Raw genomic sequence first — 16,915 nt, 5'->3', positions numbered from 1 at the left:
CCCATGACGGCAACAGCAGCTTTGAAGCGTTCATGGGCACTCGACCTCGACAACAAGACGTTCTACGAGTTGTTGAAGCTTCGAGTGGAGGTCTTTGTCGTCGAGCAGGCCTGCCCGTATCCCGAGTTGGACGGGCGGGACCTGCTGACGGAAACACGCCACTTCTGGCTCGAGCAGGACGGCCAGGTGGTGTGCACACTCCGTCTGCTCGAAGAGCACGACGACGGAAACAAGAGCTTCCGAATCGGACGCCTCTGCACGTCGCGTCAGGCTCGCGGCCAGGGCCACACGACCCGCCTCCTGCAGGCCGCACTGGCCGAGGTCGGCGAAGCGCCGTGTCGGATCAACGCCCAGACCTACCTGGTCGAGATGTACGCCAAGCACGGATTCAAGGCTGACGGCGAAGAGTTCATCGAAGACGGCATCCCGCACACCCCGATGCGCCGTGGCGGGGGAGAGCCTTTCGTGGCTGTCAGCTAGTTTGTCGGAGATTTGACCCTGGTCGGCTCGTGGAAAAGCGAGCCGACTAGGGTTTTTTCGATACCGAATGTTCGCGGGGAAGTCCTGTTCGATCCAGGCGCGGTCCCGCCACTGTGAAAGATCTCTCCTCTACCGACTGACCGGGAGATCTCAGCCAGGTTGCCGCGACATTCGAGTGCAGCCAAATTCTCGGCGAGGAAACCGAGAGGTGGAGGGATATCGACGTGCGAAGTGAAGAAGATCGACCAGTGGCGGGCTTCCCGTTCAGTGCTGTGGTCGGCCAGGATCAATTGCGGTTGGCGCTGATTCTGTGTGCTGTGCATCCGGGGATCGGTGGAGTCCTGGTCCGCGGTGAGAAGGGAACTGCCAAGTCGACGGTCGTGCGCGCGCTGACTGCGCTGCTGCCCGCGGTCGACGACGCCGGAACGACACGACCGGCCCGCTTGGTGGAACTGCCCGTCGGCGCCACCGAGGACCGAGTGATCGGGTCCATCGACCTCGAGAAGGTTCTCCGCGACGGTGAGCGCGCTTTCCAACCTGGACTGCTCGCCGCCGCTCACCAGGGAGTTCTGTACGTCGACGAGGTGAATCTGCTTCACGACCACCTGGTCGACGTGCTTCTCGACGCCGCGGCGATGGGTCGCGTTCACATCGAGCGTGACGGAATCTCCCATTCGCACCCGGCCAAATTCGTACTCGTCGGCACGATGAATCCCGAAGAGGGAGAACTGCGTCCACAGTTGTTGGACCGTTTCGGACTGGCGGTCGATGTCGCAGCTTCCCGCGACGTCGACGTACGCATGGAAGTCGTGCGTCGCCGGCTCGACTACGAGCGCGACCCCGAGGCGTTTGTCGCTCGGTACGAATCCGCCGATGAGGAGCTCGCGGCCGAAATCCTCACGGCGCGTGAGAAACTGGACTCGGTCGAGCTGAGCAACCGCGAGCTGCGTCGTATCGCCTCACTGTGTGCGTCGTTCGACGTCGACGGTATGCGCGCGGACCTGGTGCTGGCGCGCACCGCGACCGCCCACGCTGCCTGGCGAGGCGACAGCGAGGTCACTGCGGAGGACGTGCGAGTGGCTGCGGAACTGACGCTGCCGCATCGCCGCCGCCGCGATCCGTTCGACGAGCCCGGCTTGGATCAGCAGCAGTTGGACGATGCACTCGAGCAGGCCGATCAGGACGCCCAGTCGCAGGTAGAGGACGACGCGCGCGACGGAGAGCCCGAACCTCCCGAGAATCCCGAAGACCATGGCCCTGACGAAGACCGTGGCCAGGAAGATGGTGGCCCCGAAGACGGCGGTCCTGAAGACGAGGGTCCGGACGACGACGGCCCGGAAGACCCTGACGGACCTGGTGGGGGAGTACGCGCTACCGATCGCCCCTCGGCGCCACCGGCCGGCGAATTCAAGGCCAAGCTCCTCGAGGTTCCTGGTGTCGGCGAAGGTGCACCGGGACGCCGCTCGCGGTCCATGTCGCCGCGTGGACGAGTCGTGCGGTCCACGCGGGAACGTGGCCACGGATTGCATCTGACGAGCACGGTCTTCGCCGCAGCCGAGTCTCAAGTTGCCCGTGGTCGCACTGCTGGACGGCTGCGGCTGGCACCTGCTGATCTCCGCGGCGCGATTCGTGAAGGGCGAGAAGGCAATCTGATCGTCTTCGTTGTCGACGCGTCGGGATCGATGGCAGCACGCGACCGCCTCTCCGCGGTCACCGGTGCGGTTGTCTCGTTGCTCCGCGACGCCTATCAGCGCCGCGACAAGGTCGCGGTCATCACTGTCCGTGGTCGTGAAGCAGAGCTCGTACTGCCGCCGACCTCTTCGGTGGACATCGCCGTCCGTCGCCTGCAGTCGATGCGGACCGGCGGCAAATCCCCACTCGCAGAGGGATTCCTGCGTGCTCGCGAAGTGGTTCTGCGTGAACGGCTTCGTGACCCGCAGCGCCGCGCCCTCGTCGTCACGCTCACCGACGGCCGGGCTACCGGCGGCAAGGACGCGCTGCACCGCGCCCGCGTCGCCGCGCATCTTCTTGCCGACGCGTCCGTCGCTTCCATCGTCGTCGACTGCGAGACCGGCCTCGTGCGTCTGGGGCTGGCAGCCGAGTTGGCCCGAGAACTACGTGGCGGTTACGTCCGCCTTGCCGAATTGTCAGCGCAGCAGGTCGCGGGTGTCGTCCGCGCCGCAGCCTAGATCCCAGCTCAGGAGTTCACGATGCCCAAGGGTGTTCCCGAGACAGTTCCCGACGACGGTCTGACCACGCGTCAGCGTCGTAACGCGCCGGTACTTGCCGTGCACACCGGCCCGGGAAAGGGTAAGTCCACCGCCGCTTTCGGCATGGCGCTGCGTGCCTGGAATCAAGGGTTCGACATCGGCGTGTTCCAGTTCGTGAAGAGTGCCAAGTGGAAGGTCGGCGAGGAAGCCGCGTTCCGCGCGCTCGGAAACCTGCATGACGAAACCGGCGTCGGTGGGCCGGTGCAGTGGCACAAGATGGGCGAAGGTTGGTCATGGACACGCAAGGCCGGTAGCGAGGAAGATCATGCTGCTGCCGCTGCGGAGGGTTGGCAGGAGATCGCGAGAAGGCTTGCAGGCGAAGAGCATCGATTCTACGTCCTCGACGAGTTCACGTACCCGCTCAAGTGGGGTTGGGTGGACGTGGACGAGGTAGTGCAGACACTGCGCGATCGCCCAGGCAACCAGCATGTTGTCATCACGGGGCGTGATGCCCCGCAGGCGCTGATCGACGCCGCCGACCTCGTGACCGAAATGACGAAGATCAAGCACCCGATGGATGCCGGCCGAAAGGGTCAACGGGGCATCGAATGGTAAGTCCTTCCACTCCGGCCGTGGTGATCGCCGCTCCTGCCTCGGGTAGCGGAAAGACCACGGTGGCAACGGGATTGATCGGCGCGCTGCGACGGTCCGGAAGCAGCGTTGCACCCTTCAAAGTGGGGCCGGACTACATCGACCCGGGTTATCACGGACTCGCGGCAGGGCGGCCCGGACGCAACCTCGACACTGTCCTGGTCGGCCCGGATCGCATCGGACCGCTCTACCGGCATGGAACCGCCGGCTGCGACATCGCCGTGGTCGAAGGTGTCATGGGTCTGTTCGACGGAAAGATCGACGAGGCCAACTCGCAGCCGTCGGCGGAGGGATCGACGGCGCAGGTCGCGTCGATCCTCGGTTCGCCGGTAGTCCTCGTGATCGACGCCCGTGGGCACAGTCAGAGTCTGGCCGCCGTACTCCACGGCTTCGCGACCTACGACGCAGGTGTGCGCATCGGCGGCGTCATTCTCAATCGCGTCGGGAGCGCTCGTCACGAGCAGGTGTTGCGTCATGCGTGCGACAAGGTCGGCGTCGCAGTGCTCGGAGTTGTGCCACGGTTGACGGAACTCGAAGTTCCCTCCCGGCACCTCGGTCTGATTCCGGCGGCCGAGCACGGCGCCGCCGCTGTGGCCGCAGTGGACGCGATGTCCGACTTGATTGCCTCGCACGTCGAACTGGACGCTGTTCGTGCACTGGCCGCCTCGAACGTGGGTGCAGCTGCATGGGATCCGGTTGCCGAGGTCGGCGCACACGCAGAGTCTCGCCCTGTGGTTGCCATGGCGGGCGGCCCGGCCTTCACCTTCGGCTATGCCGAGCACCGTGAACTCCTGACTGCCGCCGGCGCGGACGTGCAGGTGTTCGACCCGTTGCGTGACGAGCTTCCCGCGGGAACTGCTGCTCTTGTCCTTCCTGGCGGGTTCCCGGAAGAGCATGCGGTGGACCTCGCGGCCAATACCGTTCTGCTGCAGCAGGTTCGTGACCTGGCGGACGGCGGTGCGCCGATCCACGCCGAGTGTGCCGGTCTGCTCTACCTCGCTCGCAGCTTGGACGGTCACAGCATGGCCGGTGTTGTCGGGGTGGATGCCACATTCGGGAAACGCCTGACCCTCGGGTACCGCGAAGCAGTGGCGATCAGCGACTCCAGCCTCTTCGAAGCAGGCTTCCGCGTCACCGGTCACGAGTTCCACCGAACGTCTCTCGTCTCGGCAGACGCGGACGGTTGCGGAAGTGCGTGGGGGTGGCGGCCCTGGGACGGCGGCAGTGTCCGCGAAGGATTTGTTCGCGGCGGCGTCCACGCGTCGTATCTCCACACTCATCCGGTGGGGCAGCCCGAATCGATCGCGAAGTTCGTCGATGCCGCACGGGGATGACCTCTGTATAGGCGTTGGATTCACGACGAGCGCCACCGCGAAGGACATCGTCGCTGCGGTGAACGCGGTGCTGCAGGAGCGAGCGAGGATCGTGGTCCTCGCCACTGCGACCGGCAAGGCGGCGTCTGCAGCTCTGCTCGCTGCCGCCGATGAACTGAACGTCCCGATTGTGAGTTTCGACCCGGACGTACTTGGGCGAGTTCAGGTTCCGTCACCGTCGACTCGCGTCGAGCACGCGATCGGGACGGCAAGCGTCGCGGAAGCGGCGGCGATCCTCGCCTCCGGGGGCGGCCCGCTCCTAGTGGCCAAGACTGCCAGGGATGGAGTGACCGTGGCGGCGGCCCGTAAAGTTCCCTCCAGCTTGAACAATTCTGACGACGAAACGGAGTGCGAGTGAGCGAGTCCACCGCAGACGAGACCAACTACTTGGTCGGCCTCAACCTGACCGATCGACGCGTGGTCGTGTTCGGTGGCGGCACTGTGGCTCAGCGCCGACTCGGACTGCTGGTCGCCTCTGGTGCCCGTGTTCACGTCATCAGTCGCGCGTTCACTCCAGCCGTCGAAGGTATGGCCACGGCCGGGCAGATCACGGTCGAAGAGCGCCCGTACGCCGACGGCGACCTCGAAGGTGCGTGGTATGCCATCGCCTCGACCGACGAGCCGGAAACCAATGCGGCGATCGTCGCCGAGGCGGAGCGTCGCCACATCTTCTGCGTGCGCGCCGACAACGCGAAGCACGGTACCGCGGTAACTCCCGCCAGCGCCGAGTACGACGGTATGAGTATCGGAATTCTTGCCGGCGGCGATCACCGTCGTTCGGCAGCAGTCCGCACCGCGGTCGTCGAAGGTCTTCAGTCGGGCGTGCTCGCCGATACGGCCGAGCCGGCCGCTGCGGGCGTTGCTCTCGTCGGTGGTGGCCCCGGTGACCCCGACCTGATCACCGTGCGTGGACGCCGTTTGCTCGCACGCGCTGACGTCGTCGTGGCCGACCGATTGGCTCCGCCGGAGTTGCTCGCCGAACTGGGTCCGGACGTCGAGGTGATCGACGCCGCGAAGATCCCGTACGGCCGTGCCATGGCTCAGGAGGCCATCAACGCCGCGCTGATCGACAACGCGAAGGCAGGCAAGTTCGTGGTCCGCCTCAAGGGCGGGGACCCGTACGTCTTCGGGCGGGGATACGAAGAACTCGAAGCGTGTGCCGCTGCCGGCGTTCCGGTGACCGTAGTGCCCGGAATCACGAGCGCGATCTCGGTCCCGTCGGCCGCAGGCATCCCGGTGACCCACCGCGGCGTCACCCACGAGTTCGTCGTCGTCAGTGGTCACGTGGCTCCGGATCATCCGGATTCGCTGGTCGACTGGTCGGCACTGGCCAAGTTGCGCGGCACGATCGTGCTGCTCATGGCGGTCGAGCGCATCGATCAGTTCGCGAGGGCGCTCGTCGACGGTGGACGCCCGTCAACAACGCCGGTCACCGTGATCCAAGAGGGCACTCTGCGCACCCAGCGTGAACTTCGGGCCGATCTGGCGACCGTTGCTCAGCGCGTCAAAGACGAGGAGATCAAGCCTCCGGCGATCATCGTGATCGGGCCGGTCGCGGGCTTTTCCGTCGACGCTGGGTAACGTGAAGTCTTGTGTCTGATTCCCCAACATCTGAAACCGCTTCGGCGAATGCCCCGGTAGCGACTCGAGTCATCGGGCTCGCCATCATCGTCCTGAGTGGTTTGCAGATGATGGTGGTGCTCGACGGCACCGTCGCGAACCTCGCGCTGGCGCCATTGCAGGCAGACCTCGGGCTGAGCGACAGTGGTCGTAATTGGGTGTTGACCTCGTACGCGCTTGCGTTCGGTGGGCTCATGCTCCTCGGTGGTCGCCTCGGTGACGCGTACGGGCGCAAGAAGATGTTCATCGCGGGAGTCTCGCTGTTCACGGTGGCGTCGTTGCTCTGTGGTCTCGCCCTGAACGAGGGCATGTTGATCGCGGCGCGGGCGCTTCAAGGTGTCGGCGCAGCCGTGGCGTCGCCCACCGCCTTCGCCCTTGTTGCCACGACTTTCGCCGCGGGTCCGGCTCGTAATCAGGCCATCGCGATTTTTGCCGCCATGACGGGCGTCGGATCGATCGCCGGTCTGATCATCGGCGGCGCATTGACCGAGGTGTCATGGCGACTGATCTTCCTCATCAACGTCCCGATCGGGATCGCGCTCGTCGGCATGGCGTTCCGCGCCCTTCGCGAGACGAATCAGACGCGTCTGGCTTTGGATGTCCCCGGCGCGATCCTCGCGACCCTCGGTTGTACCGGTGTTGTTTTTGCTCTCACCGAAGGCCCGGAAATGGGATGGGGGAGTATCGCCGTCATCGGTGCATTGGCGGCCGGACTGGTCGCCCTCGCTGCCTTCCTCTTCGTCGAGCGAACTGCGGACAACCCGCTCTTGCCCTTCTCGTTGTTCGCCGATCGCAACCGTGTCGCGACGTTCCTCGCCATCTTCTTCGTCGGTGGCGCGATGTTCAGCATGACGGCCTTCGTCGCACTGTTCGTGCAAGACATCATGCAGTATTCGCCGTTGCGTGCCGGTATCGCGTTCATTCCGTTCGCGTTCGGATTGGGCGCCGCCGCGTCGGTTGCTTCCAAGCTCGCCGTGAAGGTTCAACCCCGTTGGCTGGTCCTCACCGGCGTCGTGATCATGATCGTCGGACTCCTCTACGGATCTACTCTCGATTCCGATTCCACCTACCTGGCCAACTTGTTCGTGCCCGTGATCGGGATCGGATTCGGTATCGGCCTCGCGATGGTGCCCTTGCCACTGTGCGCGATCGCCGGTGTGCCGGAGACCGAGATCGGCCCGCTGACGGCCATCGCTCAGGTTGCCCAGACGCTCGGTGGACCACTGGCGCTGTCGGTGATCGGTGCGATGGCGACGTCGAAGACGCTCTCGCTCGGCGGCACTTCGGGCAAGGCCGCGGACATGAATCCGGCGGAGTTGATCGCACTCGGAGAGGGATACACCTTCGCGCTTGTGGGCTGCGCGGTCTGCGCGGTGTTCGCCGGTATCGCGGCGCTGTGCATCAGGTTCACACCTTCTCAGGTAGCCCAGGCTCAGGCTGCGGAGAAGGCAGCTCAGGGAATCGCCTGATCAGTCCTGTTTTTCCGCTTCGCTAGCCGATACGATCGTTGCAGGACGTGCCGAGAGTCTCGACGAATCGGGGTGCCGTGATGCGGATCGCGGACATATTGCGAAACAAGGGCAACAGCATCGTCACGATCGACGCCCACACGACGGTCAACGGGTTGCTGTGCGATCTTGCCCGCCACAACATCGGAGCCATGGTGGTGGTCGACGACGACGCGGTGGTCGGCATCATCTCCGAACGCGATGTCGTTCGACGCCTGCACGAGCGTGGCCCGGACCTTCTCGGGATCCAGGTTTCCGAGGTCATGACCGCTCTGATGTACACGTGCGTTCCGGCAGACGCGGTGGACAGCATTGCCGCGATCATGACCGAGCGTCGAATCCGACATCTGCCGGTGATCGAGGACGGCAACCTCCTCGGCATCGTCAGTATCGGTGACGTGGTGAAGAGCCGCATCGACGAGCTCAAGAGCGAACGCGATCAGCTCGAGTCGTACATCGATCAGGGCTGATCGATAGGTTGTCGCACGGTGACTACTCTCGTGTGATGGCCGCATTCCAGGAATCCACAGCAGGCACGGTCACCATCGTGGCCGGCCTCGAGAGCACCTTCGCCGACGAACTCGGCGCTCTGACGGTGCCGTGGCAAGGTGCTGCCGCGCCCGACCCGCAGTTGCTCGTGCTGAACGAGCAGCTGGCTGCGTCGTTGAGATTGGACGTAGCAGCGCTGCGAAGTGTGGACGGGATCGGCGTCCTGTCCGGGTCGACGGTGCCGGTCGGGGCCACACCGGTGGCGATGGCATATGCGGGTCATCAGTTCGGTGGGTACGCGCCAATTCTCGGGGACGGTCGGGCGTTGCTACTCGGTGAACTGTTGACCGGTGACGGTCGGCGAGTGGATCTGCATCTCAAGGGCTCGGGGCGCACGCCGTTCTCTCGGGGCGGCGACGGGTATGCGGTCGTAGGGCCGATGCTGCGCGAATATCTCGTCAGTGAGGCGATGAATGCCCTCGGTGTCCCCACTACGCGCGCGCTGTCGGTGGTGGCGACGGGCCGAGACGTTCGCCGCAACGGCGCAGAACCCGGTGCCGTGCTTGCACGGATCGCGTCGAGTCACCTACGCGTTGGGACCTTCGAGTTCGCGGCCCGGCAGGGCGAGGTATTGCAGCCGCTCACCGATTACGCGATTGCCCGGCACTACCCGGAGCTGACCGAACTTCCGGCAACGGGTACACACAATCGCTACCTGAAGTTCCTCGAGGCGGTGGTTGAGGCGCAGGCATTACTGGTGGCGAGGTGGATGCTCATCGGTTTCGTGCACGGGGTCATGAACACCGACAACACGACAATTTCGGGGGAGACCATCGATTACGGTCCGTGCGCCTTCCTCGACGCGTTCGATCCGGCGGCAGTGTTCAGCTCGATCGACCACGGGGGCCGCTATGCATTCGGCAATCAGCCCGCTGTACTGAAGTGGAACCTGGCGCGCTTGGCAGAAACGCTGTTGCCACTGATCGATTCCACACCCGACGAAGCAATTTCCGCGGCGTCAGCAGTTCTCGAGACCTTCGACGAGCGCTACGAGGGTCACTACGCGGCCGGTCTCGCGGCAAAGCTCGGTCTGGCCCAGCCGTTTGTCGATCGGGCGCTCGTCGACGATCTGCTGACGTTGTTGGCGGAACACGGTGCTGATTGGACGGGCAGTTTCCGCGCTCTCGCCGACGAATTGCGCGGAAATTCGGTGCCTCTCGACAACCTCGTGCCACGGGAGCACATCGCGCCCTGGTTGCAGCGGTGGCAGGGAGCCCTGACCGAAAACGGACACGGGGCCGCGGAGACCGCGAGCGCGATGGATCGCGTCAACCCGCTGTACATTCCGCGTAATCATCGGCTCGACGCTGCCCTGCGCGCCGCGACCGACGGCGACCTCGCTCCCTTCGAGAAGCTGCTGGAGGTGGTCACGCATCCCTTCGACCGACGCGACGAGTGGGCTGACTACACCGAGGCGGCTCCGCAGTCTTTCAGCGAAACATTCCAAACCTTCTGTGGCACTTGACAGACGAAGCCATCAATCCGTCAGGATGATCAATTCACGCTCCGACGCGATTTCGACGCGCAAGCCCGCCTTCGACGCCACCCGCGCAACCCCCTTGATGTCGGTCGGTTCGGCACGCGAGACCACCAGCGCACGGGCGAGCAGACCTTTGTGGTGCTTGTTGAAGTGACTGACGACAGTGCGGGTGCCGTCCGGCTTCTCGGTGAGGACCGTTGCGATCAGTGCGTCCGGAACCGGTCCGAGGTCTTGGTAGGTGCCGGACCGTAGATCGATGACAAGGCCGTCGGCTTCGGCCGCCAAGGCCTTCGGCAACTCCGGCTTCCACAGTGAGCGGAGCGTGCCCATCCCGGGCAGCTTGGACCCGCCGGAAAGGCGGTAGGCGGGGATCAGATCTCCCGCACGGACTGCACCGAACAGAGCGGAGCCGATCGCGATCCGATCGAGAGCCTTGGCCTTCTGGGCACGGGTGAACGACTTGGCGTCGAGGGCGTCGAAGAGCACCCCGGTGTAGCGCTGCAGCGCGGGCCGCGTCGCGGACACCCACAGCTTGGCGTTGCGTTCCACTTCGTCTGCTTGCGTCGGACCGAGCCCGAGCGCTTCGCAGGACGCCTCGACGTCAGCGGCCAGATCGACCAGCGTCTGAACCAGCAATTCGCGCGTTTCGGTCAACTGTGGCATCGACAGTTCGGCCAGATCGAGGGGCGCATCCTTGCCGCCGTCGGACTTGGTTTCTGAGGGAGGCAGCAGTACAAGCACGCTGTAACCGTACCGAGGCCCGCTCGGCCGACTGCGGCGACTATCCTTACACCTCGTGATTACCCGTCTGTCCCACCTGTTCCTGCGTACCCTGCGTGACGATCCCTCGGACGCCGAAGTTGCCAGCCACAAATTGCTGGTTCGTGCCGGCTACGTGCGTCGTATCGCTCCAGGCGTCTACTCGTGGTTGCCGCTGGGATTGCGGGTGCTGCGCGAGGTTGAGCGTGTTGTCCGCGAAGAAATGAATGCCATTGGTGGGCAGGAAATTCTGCTGCCTGCTCTGCTCCCGCGCGATCCGTACGAGGCGTCGAACCGCTGGACCGAGTACGGCCCCAACCTGTTCCGCCTCAAGGACCGCAAGGGCAACGACTACATGCTCGGCCCGACCCACGAGGAGCTCTTTGCTCTGACGGTCAAGGGTGAGTACAACTCGTACAAGGACTTCCCGGTCACCCTGTACCAGGTGCAGACCAAGTACCGCGACGAAGAGCGTCCGCGTGCGGGCATTCTGCGTGGTCGCGAGTTCCTCATGAAGGATTCGTACTCCTTCGACCTCAGCGACGAAGGTCTGACGGAGTCGTACCAGGCGCACCGCGGTGCCTACGAGAAGATCTTCACGCGTCTGGGCGTCAAGTACGTCATCGTCTCGGCCACCTCCGGTGCGATGGGCGGCAGCGCGTCCGAGGAGTTCCTTGCCGAGAGCGAGATCGGCGAAGACACCTACGTACGCTGCCTCGAATCCGGCTACGCCGCCAACGTCGAGGCCGTCAAGACTGTTGTTCCCGACTCCATTCCGTTCGACGGGCTGCCCGAAGCGAAGGTGTACGACACCGCGAACACACCCACCATCGACACTCTCGTGGACTGGGCGAACGGTGCCGACCTCGGCCGCACGATCACCGCCGCCGACACTCTCAAGAACATCATGGTCAAGACCCGCCTGCCCGGCGGCGAGTGGGAACTGCTCGGTATCGGCATCCCCGGCGACCGTGAGGTCGATGAAAAGCGCCTCGAAGCTTCACTGGAGCCGGCCGAGTTCGTGATGATCACCGAGACCGACTTCAAGAACAACCCGTTCCTGGCCAAGGGTTACATTGGCCCGAAGGCGTTGCAGGCCAACGGCGTTCGCTACCTTGTCGATCCGCGCGTCGTCGACGGCACCAGCTGGATCACCGGCGCCGACGAAGACGGCAAGCACGTGGTCGGCCTCGTTGCCGGTCGCGACTTCACCCCTGACGGAACCATCGAAGCCGCCGAGGTTCGTGACGGCGACGCCTCTCCCGACGGAGCCGGCACGCTGGTCTCGGCTCGCGGTATCGAGATCGGGCACGTCTTCCAGCTCGGCCGCAAGTACACCGACGTCTTCACCGTCGACGTCCTCGCCGAGAACGGCAAGCCCGTCCGCCCGACCATGGGTTCGTACGGCGTCGGCGTCTCGCGTCTGGTGGCCGTCATTGCCGAGCAGCATCACGACGAAAAGGGCCTGCGCTGGCCTGCCGAGGTTTCACCGGCCGACGTCTACCTCGTCATCGCGAACAAGGACGAGACCGCGCGCGAAGGCGCCGAAGGCCTCGCCGCGCAACTCGACCGTGCCGGACTCGAAGTAATCCTCGACGACCGCAAGGCATCGCCGGGCGTGAAGTTCAAGGACTCCGAGCTGATCGGCGTTCCGCTGATCGTTGTCGTCGGACGCGGTTGGGCCGACGGCAAGGTCGAAATTCGCGACCGCTTCACTGGCGAGAGCCGTGAGACCGACGCCGACTCGGCGATCGAGGCGATCATCAGCGCAGTTCGCGGCTGATTCGAATAGTCGTCAGGGCCGCCGCAGCCACCTTCCGAGGTGTCTGCGGCGGCCCTTCTTTTCTGCCACAATCGTGGCTATGGAACGCGAACCGGATTGGGCAGAAGTCGACGGCTATCTCGTTTCCACGTTGGTAGGTGAAGATCCGGTTCTCGACGCGGCACTCGCCGCCAATTCCGAGGCCGGCCTCCCGCCCATCGACGTGGCGCCGAACCAGGGCAAGCTCCTCAATCTTCTGGCGCGAATGTGCCTGGCGCGCAATGTCCTCGAGATCGGAACGCTCGGCGGATACAGCACGATCTGGCTCGCTCGCGCAGTCGGTCCCTCCGGCCAAGTCATCACGCTGGAATTCGATCCCACCCATGCGGATGTCGCTCGGGCGAATATCGAGCGCGCCGGCTTGGCTGACCGTGTCGACATCCGCGTCGGGGCTGCGCTCGACAGCCTCCCGTCGATCGCGAAGGAAGAGTTGGGACCTTTCGACTTGGTCTTCATCGACGCAGACAAGGAGAACAACACCGAGTACGTGCGGTGGGCGTTGGCCCTTTCGCATCCCGGAACCGTCATCATCGTGGACAACGTGGTGCGTGGGGGACATGTGTCCAACCCGGATATCGACGACGAGCGCGTCAAAGCGAGTCGAGCGGTGTTGGAGATGATCGCGGCCGAGCCGAAACTCGACGGCACCGCCATTCAAACCGTGGGTTCGAAGGGATGGGACGGGTTTGCCGTTGCAGTAGTGAACGAGTGAGCGCAGACTCGAAGCGGTGAGGATGCTGGGGGCAGCAAAGGCGGCATGGCGATGGGTGCGCAGTGCTCCCGGTACCTACGTCTGGTTGCTGGCCCTGCTGTTCACCACACTGTTCCTGCGGCATCTGCCTGACAATGTCGAGGAGCGTTTTCTCGGCAAGCGCTCGACCAATCTGCATCACCTGGCCGAAGACCCGCTACGAGTCCTGTTCTCGAGTGCCTTCTGGCTCGAAGGTGGCGGTTGGTTGGGATACCTGGTTCTCTTCACCATCTTTCATGCAACGGCTGAGCGTTGGCTCGGGACGTGGCGGTGGCTGTGTGTTGTCGTCATCGCCCACGTCGGAGCCACGTACATCAGCGAAGGTGTTCTGTACGAAGGTATTCGGCACGGATACGTGGCGGAGTCGGCGGTCAACACTCTCGACGTGGGAGTGAGCTACGGTCTGGCCGGCATCATGGGGATTCTGGTGTACCGCATCGTCGATCCGTGGCGATACGTCTATCTCGCGGGGCTGTTGGTCTTCTACGGTGTACCTCTGATTTTCGCCACCAATTTCACCGCCATCGGCCACATGTCTGCGTTGTTGCTGGGATTGGCGTGCTATCCGATCACGCGTGCTCGGGCGGGCACGTGGAATCCGATGGACCTGTGGCATTCGCGAAGAATCGCAGGTCTTCCATGAATCGCACCGCGGAAAGTTACCCGCTGGTAGTTTAGCGTCATCGACGAAAGGTAATGACGTGTCTGGCACCGATGGATTGCTCTTCAACCCCCATACTTACGACCCCGCTCAGTTCGATCCGGAGACCCGCCGTTTGCTGCGAGCCACCATCGAATGGTTCGAGAGCCGCGGCAAGAAGCAACTGCTTCAGGACGACCTCGACGCCGTGTGGGTCTCCGACTTTCTCGAGTTCGTCGGCAAGGAGAAGTTGTTCGCGACGTTCCAGACTCCGGCGGCATTCGCCGGCGGTGACGAGAACCGTCGTTGGGACGGTGCCCGCAACGCGGCCTTGAGTGAGATCTTCGGTTTTTACGGGCTGGCGTACTGGTACGCCTGGCAGGTCACGATCCTCGGACTCGGACCGATCTGGATGAGTGACAACGACGCAGCGAAGAAGCGTGCAGCGCAGGAACTTGCCGACGGTGGCGTCATGGCGTTCGGCCTCTCCGAGCGCGACCACGGCGCCGACGTGTACTCCACCGACATGCTTCTCACTCCCACCGACGGCGGCGTCGCCTTCCGCGCGAGCGGCGAGAAGTACTACATCGGAAACGGCAACGTAGCCGGAATGGTGTCTGTGTTCGGGCGTCGTACCGACGTCGAGGGTCCCGAAGGCTACGTGTTCTTCGTCGCCGACAGTGCACATCCGAACTATCAGCTTGTGGACAATGTCCTGCGCGGGCAAATGTACGTCAGCAATTTCCGCCTCGACGACTACCCGGTGCGCGAGGAAGACATTCTGCACACCGGCGTCGCCGCATTCGAGGCCGCGCTCAACACGGTCAACGTCGGAAAGTTCAACCTGTGCACCGGCTCCATCGGGATCACCGAACATGCGTTCTTCGAAGCAATCACTCACGCGCAGAATCGAATTCTCTACGGTAATCCGGTCACCGACTTCGCCCATGTACGCGCCGCCTTCGTCGACGCGTACTCACGTCTGATCGCGATGAAACAGTTCAGCGCGCGGGCGGTCGACTACTTCCGCAGCGCCAGCCTCGAAGACCGTCGCTACCTGCTGTTCAATCCCATGACCAAGGCCAAGGTCACCTCGGAAGGTGAAAAGGTCGTCGGGTTGCTGCACGACGTGATCGCGGCAAAGGGGTACGAGAAGTCCACGTACTTCCGTGAAGCAGCGCAGATGATCGGCACGCTGCCCAAGCTCGAGGGCACCGTCCACGTCAACGTCGGCCTGATCCTCAAGTTCTTGCCGAACTACCTGTTCAACCCCGCGGAGTTCCCGGAGATCGTCACGCGCGACGACGCAGCCGACGACGAGTTCTTCTGGAATCAGGGACCGACCCGCGGCGCTGCGAAGATCCAGTTCCACGAGTGGAAGCCCGTCTACGAGAAGCACTCTTCGATCCCGAACGTCGCTCGTTTCTACGAGCAGGCGATCGCACTCACCGAATTGCTCACTGCCGCAGCGCCGGACGCGCAGCAGCAGAAGGATCTCGATTTCATGCTCAATGTCGGGCACCTGTTCTCCCTCGTCGTCTACGGTCATCTGATTCTCGAGCAGGCCGAGATCAGCGGACTCGACGCCGACGTTGTCGATCAGATCTTCGACTTCCAGATTCGCGACTTCTCGGGATACGCGATCGCACTGCACGGAAAGCCGTCGTCGACGCCGGAGCAGCAGAAGTGGGCCTTGGCCGCAGTGCGGAAGCCTGTTGTGGACAGTGAACGCTTCGACCGGGTGTGGCAGCAGGTCAAGGCGTACGACGGTGCATACGAGATGCGCGCATGACCGCGCCGGTGGTACGTGAGCAGTTGATGGCCGTCGTGGAGGGATCCCCGAAAGCCGTCGGCGCGCATGATCGCTCGACCTGGGTTGCGCTGTTTGCCGAAGAGGGCCAGATCAACGACCCTGTAGGTTCACGTCCGCATAACGGGCAGGCGGCGATCGAGAGTTTTTACGACACGTTCATCGCCCCCAATTCGATCACCTTCCACGTCGAGCGCGATATCGTGTGCGGCCGCACAGTGTGGCGCGATCTGAGCCTCGCTACCGAGATGTCGACCGGAGTCGTCCTCGACGTGCCGATGCATTTGCGCTACGACTTGGTGGGGGAGCCCGATTCCTTGCGGATCGGAACCCTCTATGCGCATTGGGAATTGGCAACGATGCTGAGCCAGCTCGCTACCGCCGGCGTTGCCGGGGTGAAGGCTGCCGCGAAGTTGACCCCGCAGCTGCTCTCGAACCAGGGGATCGGCGGAGCGCTCGGATTCTCGCGCGGCATCTTCGGAGTCGGAGACAAAGGCAAGAAGGCGGCTTCGCGGTTCCTCGATGCGGCCGCTGTCGGTCGAACGCCGCCGGTACCCGTCGAGCTTCCGGCGGGGACGCAGTTGTCCAATGCTGACGTCAACGCTCTGCTCACCGGCGTGACCAAGAGCAAGATGCTGGTTGCCGGTCGAACTGTGACGGCGAGCGTAATCGTGTGCGGGGAACCGGCCATCGCCCTGTTCGGCTTCGAGGCGAGCGGTCATCGCCTCAATCGGGTGCGCTTCTTCACCGAGAGCTGATACCGAGAGCACTCGCATGCAGGTCAGGCTCGGCGCGCCACTCCGGCGCGCCGAGCCTTCGCTTTTCGGTGAAGTGTCAGATCGCCCCGAGATCCGCAGACAGCCAGTGCTGCGGATTCATGTAGATCGCTACCTGCTCGCCCAACTGCGATCGCGCGAATTCGAGATATCCGTCGACCTTGTCCGGGGTCAGGTATCGCCGCGAGACTTCGACCAGCATCTCGTCGGTGCCCGGAACGATCTTGTCGACGGATCCGCTGACGCTGACGTAACGGATTGTCGGATCGAGCCTTTCGGCCATCAACGAGAAATGCCCGGCCGACTCGATGAGTCGAGCCTTTCGTGAATCCTTGCCCGTGAGGATCCATGGTTTGCCACCGGGTGAATACAGGTACCAGATCGGGACGGTCAACGGACCGCGTTCGGTGCCGTCCGCTACGGACAGCGCCCCGATGTGGGGTTCGGCCAGAAACTGTTCACGCTCATTTTCGGAGAGTGCCATTC

The 16,915-nt window shown here is 63.9% G+C and carries 16 protein-coding genes; 14 read left to right on the top strand and 2 right to left on the bottom strand.

Annotated features, from left to right (window positions below):
* The first annotated feature begins 3 nt into the window (after positions 1-3).
* From QM596_RS12615 to QM596_RS12575, 9 genes are all read left to right on the top strand, one after another.
* Positions 4-480: a GNAT family N-acetyltransferase gene (locus QM596_RS12615; RefSeq protein WP_003942808.1), complete on the top strand. Its 477-nt coding sequence runs from the start codon at positions 4-6 to the stop codon at positions 478-480.
* Between the two features lie 224 nt (positions 481-704).
* Positions 705-2,669 (top strand): magnesium chelatase subunit D family protein, encoded by a 1,965-nt coding sequence (locus tag QM596_RS12610; RefSeq protein ID WP_232816764.1) that lies wholly within the window; start codon positions 705-707, stop codon positions 2,667-2,669.
* Positions 2,670-2,690: 21 nt separating this feature from the next.
* Positions 2,691-3,305, top strand: a complete 615-nt coding sequence (gene cobO / locus QM596_RS12605) for a cob(I)yrinic acid a,c-diamide adenosyltransferase (RefSeq protein ID WP_019748043.1) — start codon at positions 2,691-2,693, stop codon at positions 3,303-3,305.
* Positions 3,299-4,675 (top strand): cobyrinic acid a,c-diamide synthase CobB, encoded by a 1,377-nt coding sequence (locus QM596_RS12600; protein WP_020907419.1) that lies wholly within the window; start codon positions 3,299-3,301, stop codon positions 4,673-4,675. The genes cobO and QM596_RS12600 overlap by 7 nt, the downstream gene beginning before the upstream one ends.
* Positions 4,659-5,072, top strand: a complete 414-nt coding sequence (locus QM596_RS12595; protein WP_041814958.1) for a cobalamin biosynthesis protein — start codon at positions 4,659-4,661, stop codon at positions 5,070-5,072. Before QM596_RS12600 ends, QM596_RS12595 begins: the two co-directional genes overlap by 17 nt.
* Complete coding sequence (gene cobA / locus QM596_RS12590) at positions 5,069-6,295, top strand: uroporphyrinogen-III C-methyltransferase (RefSeq protein ID WP_019748046.1); 1,227 nt, start codon at positions 5,069-5,071, stop codon at positions 6,293-6,295. Before QM596_RS12595 ends, cobA begins: the two co-directional genes overlap by 4 nt.
* 11 nt (positions 6,296-6,306) lie before the next feature.
* Entirely contained in the window at positions 6,307-7,803 is a 1,497-nt protein-coding gene (locus QM596_RS12585) for an MFS transporter (RefSeq protein ID WP_019748047.1), read from the top strand.
* 80 nt (positions 7,804-7,883) lie between these two features.
* Positions 7,884-8,312, top strand: coding sequence for a CBS domain-containing protein (locus tag QM596_RS12580; protein ID WP_007735005.1), 429 nt, complete (start codon positions 7,884-7,886; stop codon positions 8,310-8,312).
* Positions 8,313-8,347: 35 nt separating this feature from the next.
* Complete coding sequence (locus QM596_RS12575; protein ID WP_283309155.1) at positions 8,348-9,856, top strand: protein adenylyltransferase SelO; 1,509 nt, start codon at positions 8,348-8,350, stop codon at positions 9,854-9,856.
* A gap of 12 nt (positions 9,857-9,868) precedes the next feature.
* Here QM596_RS12575 and yaaA read toward each other — a convergent pair whose 3' ends face one another.
* On the bottom strand, positions 9,869-10,612 hold the full coding sequence (gene yaaA, locus QM596_RS12570; RefSeq protein WP_007735009.1) for a peroxide stress protein YaaA: 744 nt from the start codon (positions 10,610-10,612) through the stop codon (positions 9,869-9,871).
* A 55-nt stretch (positions 10,613-10,667) separates the two neighbouring features.
* Between yaaA and QM596_RS12565 the strand changes: the two genes are divergently transcribed.
* The 5 genes from QM596_RS12565 to QM596_RS12545 all read left to right on the top strand — a co-directional run bounded on the left by QM596_RS12565 (position 10,668) and on the right by QM596_RS12545 (position 16,411).
* A complete protein-coding gene (locus tag QM596_RS12565; RefSeq protein WP_283309154.1) occupies positions 10,668-12,413 on the top strand; it encodes a proline--tRNA ligase in 1,746 nt (581 codons plus the stop codon).
* 79 nt (positions 12,414-12,492) lie between these two features.
* Positions 12,493-13,164, top strand: a complete 672-nt coding sequence (locus tag QM596_RS12560) for an O-methyltransferase (protein WP_041814959.1) — start codon at positions 12,493-12,495, stop codon at positions 13,162-13,164.
* 22 nt (positions 13,165-13,186) lie between these two features.
* On the top strand, positions 13,187-13,846 hold the full coding sequence (locus QM596_RS12555) for a rhomboid-like protein (protein WP_070386971.1): 660 nt from the start codon (positions 13,187-13,189) through the stop codon (positions 13,844-13,846).
* A 58-nt stretch (positions 13,847-13,904) separates the two neighbouring features.
* Positions 13,905-15,635 (top strand): acyl-CoA dehydrogenase family protein, encoded by a 1,731-nt coding sequence (locus QM596_RS12550; protein WP_070386972.1) that lies wholly within the window; start codon positions 13,905-13,907, stop codon positions 15,633-15,635.
* Positions 15,632-16,411: a nuclear transport factor 2 family protein gene (locus QM596_RS12545; RefSeq protein ID WP_021343990.1), complete on the top strand. Its 780-nt coding sequence runs from the start codon at positions 15,632-15,634 to the stop codon at positions 16,409-16,411. Before QM596_RS12550 ends, QM596_RS12545 begins: the two co-directional genes overlap by 4 nt.
* 76 nt (positions 16,412-16,487) lie before the next feature.
* Here the strand turns inward: QM596_RS12545 and QM596_RS12540 are convergent, their stop codons facing one another.
* Positions 16,488-16,913 (bottom strand): pyridoxamine 5'-phosphate oxidase family protein, encoded by a 426-nt coding sequence (locus tag QM596_RS12540; RefSeq protein WP_020907428.1) that lies wholly within the window; start codon positions 16,911-16,913, stop codon positions 16,488-16,490.
* Positions 16,914-16,915: the final 2 nt, after the last annotated feature.

It is taken from the genome of Rhodococcus sp. IEGM 1406 (assembly GCF_030056745.1).
In the GTDB taxonomy this organism is placed as follows: domain Bacteria; phylum Actinomycetota; class Actinomycetes; order Mycobacteriales; family Mycobacteriaceae; genus Rhodococcus_F; species Rhodococcus_F erythropolis.
This window is presented reverse-complemented; position numbering and strand designations above follow the sequence as displayed.

Excerpts from the sequence above, each read along its gene's own strand:
- QM596_RS12555 (WP_070386971.1), top strand. The coding sequence starts at position 13,187 with ATGCTGGGGGCAGCAAAGGCGGCATGGCGATGGGTGCGCAGTGCTCCC.
- QM596_RS12580 (WP_007735005.1), top strand. The coding sequence starts at position 7,884 with ATGCGGATCGCGGACATATTGCGAAACAAGGGCAACAGCATCGTCACG.
- QM596_RS12595 (WP_041814958.1), top strand. The coding sequence starts at position 4,659 with ATGCCGCACGGGGATGACCTCTGTATAGGCGTTGGATTCACGACGAGC.
- QM596_RS12615 (WP_003942808.1), top strand. The coding sequence starts at position 4 with ATGACGGCAACAGCAGCTTTGAAGCGTTCATGGGCACTCGACCTCGAC.
- QM596_RS12600 (WP_020907419.1), top strand. The coding sequence starts at position 3,299 with ATGGTAAGTCCTTCCACTCCGGCCGTGGTGATCGCCGCTCCTGCCTCG.
- QM596_RS12560 (WP_041814959.1), top strand. The coding sequence starts at position 12,493 with ATGGAACGCGAACCGGATTGGGCAGAAGTCGACGGCTATCTCGTTTCC.
- QM596_RS12540 (WP_020907428.1), bottom strand. The coding sequence starts at position 16,913 with ATGGCACTCTCCGAAAATGAGCGTGAACAGTTTCTGGCCGAACCCCAC.
- QM596_RS12575 (WP_283309155.1), top strand. The coding sequence starts at position 8,348 with ATGGCCGCATTCCAGGAATCCACAGCAGGCACGGTCACCATCGTGGCC.
- QM596_RS12545 (WP_021343990.1), top strand. The coding sequence starts at position 15,632 with ATGACCGCGCCGGTGGTACGTGAGCAGTTGATGGCCGTCGTGGAGGGA.
- cobO (WP_019748043.1), top strand. The coding sequence starts at position 2,691 with ATGCCCAAGGGTGTTCCCGAGACAGTTCCCGACGACGGTCTGACCACG.